The sequence below is a fragment of the uncultured Campylobacter sp. genome, assembly GCF_938017615.1.
Classification (GTDB): Bacteria; Campylobacterota; Campylobacteria; order Campylobacterales; family Campylobacteraceae; genus Campylobacter_B.
This window is the reverse complement of the sequence record NZ_CALIJA010000165.1, coordinates 1-7,053: the sequence shown is the minus strand read 5'-3', so window position 1 is coordinate 7,053 and position 7,053 is coordinate 1. Positions and strand designations below refer to the sequence as shown.

4 protein-coding genes and 1 pseudogene are annotated in these 7,053 nt (G+C 53.5%); 2 read left to right on the top strand and 3 right to left on the bottom strand.

Annotation, left to right across the window (positions count from 1 at the left end; all coding sequences use genetic code 11):
• Positions 1-231: 231 nt before the first annotated feature.
• Entirely contained in the window at positions 232-1,878 is a 1,647-nt protein-coding gene (locus Q0620_RS08450; RefSeq protein WP_297943082.1) for a formate--tetrahydrofolate ligase, read from the bottom strand.
• A 140-nt stretch (positions 1,879-2,018) separates the two neighbouring features.
• Positions 2,019-2,775: pseudogene (locus Q0620_RS08445) on the bottom strand (exodeoxyribonuclease III).
• 67 nt (positions 2,776-2,842) lie between these two features.
• On the opposite strand from Q0620_RS08445, the gene Q0620_RS08440 reads away from it, so the two are divergent.
• Together Q0620_RS08440 and Q0620_RS08435 are read left to right on the top strand one after the other, a co-directional pair.
• The gene (locus Q0620_RS08440) at positions 2,843-3,205 is read left to right on the top strand and encodes a diacylglycerol kinase (protein ID WP_298784466.1); all 363 of its coding nucleotides are present in this window, start codon (positions 2,843-2,845) and stop codon (positions 3,203-3,205) included.
• 197 nt (positions 3,206-3,402) lie between these two features.
• The gene (locus tag Q0620_RS08435; protein ID WP_298784464.1) at positions 3,403-5,856 is read left to right on the top strand and encodes a molybdopterin-dependent oxidoreductase; all 2,454 of its coding nucleotides are present in this window, start codon (positions 3,403-3,405) and stop codon (positions 5,854-5,856) included.
• 28 nt (positions 5,857-5,884) lie between these two features.
• Here Q0620_RS08435 and Q0620_RS08430 read toward each other — a convergent pair whose 3' ends face one another.
• The gene (locus Q0620_RS08430; RefSeq protein WP_298784462.1) at positions 5,885-6,913 is read right to left on the bottom strand and encodes a hypothetical protein; all 1,029 of its coding nucleotides are present in this window, start codon (positions 6,911-6,913) and stop codon (positions 5,885-5,887) included.
• Positions 6,914-7,053 lie beyond the last annotated feature (140 nt).

The following is a 7,053-nucleotide window of genomic DNA, read 5'->3' as shown; positions in this document are numbered from 1 at the left end:
CTAATCCGACTAATCCGACTAATCCGACTAATCCGACTAATCAAAACTCAACTGGCTAAAACCCAGCGCAATAAAACCGAGGCATAGCAAAACCATGACGTGATAAAACCGGGGCGCGATAAACTCGTCTCAACCTACAAGCAAAATTTATCGCCGTCAAAGTCCGCAGCTAAATTTTACCGCCCAAGTGCGGAATTTTCGGCTTTGGTTTAGAGCGCCGAAAATAAAATTTCATGCTAGCCCGCTTATAACGCCCCCATCCGTGATCTTCATATTTAGCGCGTTAGGAACCTTCGGTAGCCCTGGCATCAGCATTATCTTGCCGCAGACGGCGACGATGAAGCCCGCTCCCGTGCGGATCTGAAGGTCCTTGACGCTAAGCTTAAAGCCGCGCGCGCGCCCGAGCGCCTTAGCATCGTCGCTGAAGCTATACTGCGTCTTTGCGATGCAGACGTTTAGCCGCTCAAGTCCCAAGGCCTTGATGTGCTGCAGCGCCTTTTGCGCCTCGGGCTCGAAAACGACCTCGCTCGCGCCGTAAATTTTAGTAGCGATCTTTTCGATCTTACTCGCCGTATCGTCGCTAAGCTCGTAGGCAAACTTCAGCTCCTTAGCGCGCTCGCACTCATCTACTACGAGGCGGGCTAGCTCAAGTGCGCCCTCGCCGCCTTTGGCGAAATTTTCGCAAATCGCCATCTGCACGCCGCGCTGCTTGCAATACTCGCGCACGAAGGCGATCTCCTCGTCGCTATCGAAGCTAAAGCGATTAAGCGCCACGACGGGATTTAGCCCAAAGTTTTGTAAAATTTCGATATGCCCGCCTAAATTTACGATGCCTTTTTGAAGCGCGGCAAGATCAGGGCTCGCGATACTTTCTTTATCCGCGCCGCCGTTGTATTTAAGCGAACGGATCGTGCTGACTAACACCGCGGCGTCCGGAGCGATGCCCGCGCGGCGACACTTGATGTCGATAAATTTTTCAGCCCCGAGCTCGCTTCCAAAGCCCGCCTCCGTCACGGCGTAATCGGCAAGACTTAGGGCTAGCTTGCTCGCCATTATGGAGTTGCAGCCGTGCGCGATATTTGCAAAGGGTCCTCCGTGCACGAGCGCGGGCGTGTGCTCAAGGCTCTGGATGAGATTTGGCTTCATCGCGTCTTTTAGTAGGATCGCCACGGCATCCGCGCAGCCCAGATCGCGCACGTATATCGGCTCTCCCTGCGTATCGTAGGCGACCATTATGTTTGCGATGTTTTCTTTAAGCTCGGCAAGATCGTTCGAGAGGCACAGAACCGCCATTATCTCGCTAGCTGCGGTGATATTAAAGCCGTCCTCGCGCTGCACTCCGTCGGTGCGCCCGCCCTGTCCTACGGTGATGTGGCGCAGCGCGCGGTCGTTCATATCCATGCAGCGCTTCCATAGAATTTTCTCGATCTTTAGCGGGTTTTCTTGATACAGCGAGTTGTCGATGACCGCCGAAATTAGGTTATTTGCAGAGGTGATCGCGTGAAAATCGCCGTTGAAGTGTAAATTTAGATCGTCCATCGGCACCAGCTGCGAGTACCCGCCGCCCGCGGCGCCGCCTTTGATACCGAAAACTGGCCCCAGCGACGGTTCGCGCAGCGCAAGGCAAACGCTTTTGCCCAGACGTTTTAGCGCGTCGGCTAGACCGATGGAGGTCGTAGTTTTGCCCTCGCCAAACGGCGTCGGATTGGTCGCCGTAACCAAAATAAGCTTCGAAGCGCGCGATCGCGGCTTGATGTTTAGCTTGGCTTTATAGTGGCCGTACAGCTCGATCTCATCCTCGCTAAGCCCCAAATTTTTCGCAACGTTTGAAATTTTATCCGGCTTCGCCGCATTTGCTATTTCGATATCGCTCAACATTTTCTCTCCTTAAATTTAAAATTTTATCGCGCAGCGTTTGCGCACCGCCTCTTTAAATCCGCGCATTAGCTCACGCCGCTACGCGCACCTTATCCGCAAGCCACGCAAGATCAAAGCGCGCGGCGCGAAATTTGCCCCGGCTAAATTTCGATCTCGATACCCACCGGGCAGTGGTCGCTGCCCATTACGTCGCTTAGGATGAAAGCGTCCTTTAGCCGCGAGCGCAAATTTGCCGAGACGAAAAAATAATCGATCCGCCAACCTACGTTTTTTGCGCGCGTTAAAGCGGTAGCTCCACCACGAGTAGGCGTCCTGCAGCTCGCCGTGCACGGCACGGAAGGTATCGACAAAGCCTGCCGCCTCCACCTCATCGAGCCACGCGCGCTCGATCGGCAAAAAGCCCGAGGTTTTGGAGTTCGCTTTGGGGTTTGCGAGATCGATCTCGCGGTGCGCGGTATTCACGTCGCCGCAAAATATCACCCCGAGTCCCTGCTCCGCGAGACTGCGCGCGTAGGCTAGGAATTTCGCGTAAAATTCCATCTTGTAGGCTAGCCGCGCCTCGTCCTTTTGGCCGTTGGGAAAGTAGATATTAAAAAGCACGACATCGCCGAAGCGGTGCTGCAGCACGCGCCCTTCGTCGTCGGGGAAAAACAGCGCCTTGTTCGTCTCGCTTTTAAATTTCGCTAGGCTCGCCACGCCGGAATAGCCCGCGCGAGCGGCGGAATTTAGATCGATCTGAGAAAATCCGAGCTCATAAAGCCCTTTCGGAGCGTCCTTTTCGCTCACCTTGATCTCTTGCAAGCCCAAAAAATCGGGGTTTTGCTCCGCGAGCCACGCAAAGCCGTCTTTGCCGAGCACTGCGCGCAGCCCGTTTACGTTCCAACTAATCAGTTTCAAATTTAGCCTTTGGCGCAAAAATTTTGGTATGATTATACGAAATTTTGACTAAATTTAAAGGAAAACTATGCGCAATCAGCCCAAATACCGATTTTTTGCCAACTGGGGCTACGCTATGGCGGGTCTTGCCGAGATGCTGCGCAGCGAGCGTAGCTTCAGGCTCGAGCTTTGCGTGTTCGTCCCGCTTCTGCTGTCGCTATTTTTTTGGAATTTCGGCGCGGTGCTAAATCTATTTTTGATCTTCGGCGCGGTCTTTACGCTCACAACCGAGTGCATAAACTCCGCCGTCGAGCGCGCGGTCGATCTTGCCACGAGCGAAATCCACCCGCTAGCCAAGGGCGCCAAAGACACCGCAAGCACGGCCGTGATGATGAGCCTATTTCTCAACGCCGCGCTGTGGGGATACGCGCTGATAGATAAGCTCCTTTAGCAGCAACTGCGTATAAAAATTTAATTTCGCCGCAGCGTCCATAGATAAATGGCAAATTAAGCCTAAATTTCGTAAAATCATCACTAAGACGCGAGGTCGCGTAATACGTTTAAAGGCATACAATGCAAAGTTCAACCTCATAAATCCCGCTAAATTTAAACCAAATCAACCAACAAATTTAAATTTAAGGCAGAACCATGAAAAGACGAGATTTTCTAAAACTAGGTGCGCTGGCGGCTGCTTCGGCGCAGGCAAAGCAATTTAGCGCGGCGGCGCAGGCGATATTTGACGAGCAGATGGGGCTTTGCGCGAATAAATTCGGCGCGTTTTACGTCCAAACCATCGGCGGCAGGGTCGTGGGCACCGAGCCGTTTGAGGGCGATGCGATGCCTACGGTGCTAAACAACGCTCTAAGCGATCATATCCAAAACGAAACGCGCGTGAAATATCCATACGTGCGCAAGAGCTTCCTAGCCGATCCCTCAAATCCAAAGCCGGAGCTTCGCGGCAAAGAGCCCTTCGTGCGCGTTAGCTGGGACGAAGCGGTAAAGCTAAGCGCCAAAATTTTAAAAGAAAACTTCGACAAATACGGCTCAGAGGCCATTTACGGACAGCTTTATCAGTGGGGCAGCCTCGGTAAGGTCGGCCATTCGCAGCGCACGGCAAAGCGCATGCTAAACGCGCTAGGAGGCTACGTGAGCGAGCTTGGCGGCTACTCTTACGGCGCGGCGACTGCGTTTTTGCCTCACGTGACGGGCTCTATCGATCCGACGCACGCTCCGACGCGTTGGGAGGGTGTGATAAAGGAGGCCAAAACGATCGTGTTTTGGGGCACGAATCCCGTCGTTTCAAACAAGATCGCTATCGGCGTGCCGATGCACAACTCCTACGCCTACTACGAGATTATGAAAGAGAAATTTAAAAAAGGCGAGATGAAAATTTACAGCATAGACGTTTACCACAACGAAACGGCGGAGTATTTCGGCGCGCACTATCTCGCCGTGCGCCCTTGCACCGATACGGCGATGCTGATCGGGCTTTGCGATTATCTTTACGAAAACGGACTTTACGACAAGGAATTTATTGAGCGCTACACGGTCGGGTTTGATAAATTTAAGGAGTATTTCACCGGCGCGAAAGACGGCGCGAAAAAGGATCTAAAATGGGCGAGTAAAATTTGCGGCGTGAGCGAAAAGGAGCTAAAAAGCCTAGCCGATACGCTAGCTAAAAAAGACACGCTCATCGTCACGGGCTACGCGATACAGCGCCAGCACCACGGCGAGATGGCGTACTGGGCGCTGATTACGCTAGCTGCGATGCTAGGCGACATCGGCAAGACGGGGCGCGGCTACGTGATGAACGATCAGATGCATAAAAACGCAGATATTAGCTTCGTCGCGCCAAAGCTTCAGGCATTTAACCCCGCGGTAAACGAAAAATACATCGCCCCGCAAGGCAAGCTAGCCAAAGCCAAATACCACGAGATACCAAACAGCAGGCTCATAGACGCGATCATGGAGCCAGGCAAGCAGATCGAGCGCAACGGCAAAAAGTACGTCATGCCGCACATCCGCGTGATGTTTAACGCCAACGGCTCGACCTTCACCCGCCACCCTGACACCAACCGCGCGGTCGAGGCGATGAAAAAGATAGAGGCGATCATCACCACCGAGCCTTTTTGGACGAGTACGGCAAGGCTCAGCGACATCGTGCTACCATCGGCTCTTGAGTGCGAGCGCACGGATATCGAGTTTGCAAACTCCACTAGCGAATACCTTTTTGCGATTAAACCGCTAGTAAAGCCCGCGGGCGAGAGCAAGAGCGACTTTGAGATCGCGCGGCTCATCTGCGCGCAGTGGGGCGAGGAGTACGAGCAGGCCTTTAGTGAGGGCAAAACGGAGCTTGAGTGGGTGAAGGAAATTTACGCTGATGCTGCTACAAAAGCCGAGGGCATGGGCATAGCGATGCCTAAATTTGAGGAGTTTTGGCAAAAAGGATATGTCAAATTTGATAAGATCGACGAGAAAAAGCGATACTTCACAAACTACGCGGACTTCCGCGCCGATCCCGAGAAAAACGCGCTAAAAACACCGTCTGGCAAGATCGAGCTCTACTCCGAAGCGGTTGAAAAGCTAGGCTATCCCGACTGCCCGCCGCACGCTACGTGGATGGAGCCGTTTGAGTGGCTGGGCGGCGACGTGAGCAAGTATCCTATCGCCATCAGCGGCGCGCACTCTAAATTTAGGCTCCACTCGCAGCTAAACAACTCGCTCATCCGCAACTACGCCGAGATCGCAAACCGCGAGCCCGCGCTCATCAGCCCCGCCACGGCAAAAGCGCGCGGCATAAAAACGGGCGACGTGGTGAGGATCTACAACGACCGAGGCGAGATACTTTGCGGCGCGCTGGTAAGCGATACGGCGCAAGATAACGTCGTGATCGTAAGCGAAGGTGCGTGGTATGATCCCGCCGTCTGGGGCGAGCGCAGCCTATGCAAACACGGCAACATAAACGTGCTAACGAGGGACGTACCGAGCTCGCAGCTCTCGCAAAGCAACACCGCGCACACGAGCATGGTGCAGATAGAGAAATTTAAAGGCGAACTGCCGAGCGTAACGGCGTTTGATAGGCCTGCGACGATAGAGGCTTAGCGCGCTTTCTAGCTCTTGTGCCAAAGCCCTACCAGCCGTTTATCGCAAACAAAATCGCTAAGTTTTTCTGCGCCAAGAGCTCGTCCGAGAGGCGGTCGTATTCGTCCCCAAGCCCCATTTCTTGCGCCATAGACGGCGGCTCATCATCCCAAGAACCCATCGCACCGAATACATCGGCGATCCCCGCCGCGGCAAATGCCCTCAAGCTCGGCTGCGGCAGCGCTGCAAACGAAACGGCGTAATACTCGCTCACGGCGACTTCGCCCCGCAGCGTCTTAAGCGCATTATCAAACGTCTGCGCAAAGTTTTCGCAGCCTATCTTGCTCGCAAAATCCCTAATTTGCACTAAAACATTCCCGAATTCTGCGCTGTTATCGCGCGCGTTTAGCGCATCCCGCGGCATTCCGCGCCAAAGGTGCTCGACGTATTTCACATACCAAGCCTTTTTGTCGCGATCGTATTTCCAATCAGGCGTAAAAACGCCGTCAAAGTCCTCGAAGCGGCAGACGATGCCGTTTACGTTCATCGCCGAAAAACCCAAAAGCGCTCTATCTTTTGCGAAAGTTGAAATACTAAGCCTCGCGTCCTTCAAACCGAGCTTTAGGCACTGCTCTATCCAACACCGCCGTGCGGAGATCGGCTCGTCCTCGCGCCCTTTTTGCGCGACTTGCTCGGTAAAAAATTTGTGCTCTTTTTGCAGAAACGACGAGCTCGTGCTTTCGCCGGCGCCTTTTTTACTAGCCGCTTTTTCATTTGCCGCTTCTTTTCTGTTCGTGCGCTTTTGCTCCGCTGCACCGCCGTTCTCGGCGGCTTTGTCCGTCGCACTGCTCTGTACTGCGCCGTACGTATCTTTTTGCTCCGTAGCTTTACTTGCGTCGTTTACGCCGTCCTGCGCTGCGCGGCTCACACCCTCTGCGGTGCGGAAATGCTCCTTTGCAAATTCAAAATTTAAAAATTTTATATATTTTTGATCTTGCGGCGACTGCTCAGGATTGCCGCGCAGAGCTGATTTTAGCGCGACGCACAGCGCGCACGAGAGATATATTTCGCCGTTCATAGATGTCCTTTAAATTTAGATCGCTTCCGTTCATGCGGTGGATTATTCACGCACGGCGCAGCAATCTAGCTACGATAAAAATTAGCCGCCGCGAGCGTAAAATTTTAGAAGCAGCTGCCGTATCGAAAGAAAAATTGCGC

What these genes read in the sequence shown, in the direction of transcription:
- Q0620_RS08450 (WP_297943082.1), bottom strand. Translation starts at nt 1,878, where the DNA reads ATGTTGAGCGATATCGAAATAGCAAATGCGGCGAAGCCGGATAAAATT.
- Q0620_RS08440 (WP_298784466.1), top strand. Translation starts at nt 2,843, where the DNA reads ATGCGCAATCAGCCCAAATACCGATTTTTTGCCAACTGGGGCTACGCT.
- Q0620_RS08430 (WP_298784462.1), bottom strand. Translation starts at nt 6,913, where the DNA reads ATGAACGGCGAAATATATCTCTCGTGCGCGCTGTGCGTCGCGCTAAAA.
- Q0620_RS08435 (WP_298784464.1), top strand. Translation starts at nt 3,403, where the DNA reads ATGAAAAGACGAGATTTTCTAAAACTAGGTGCGCTGGCGGCTGCTTCG.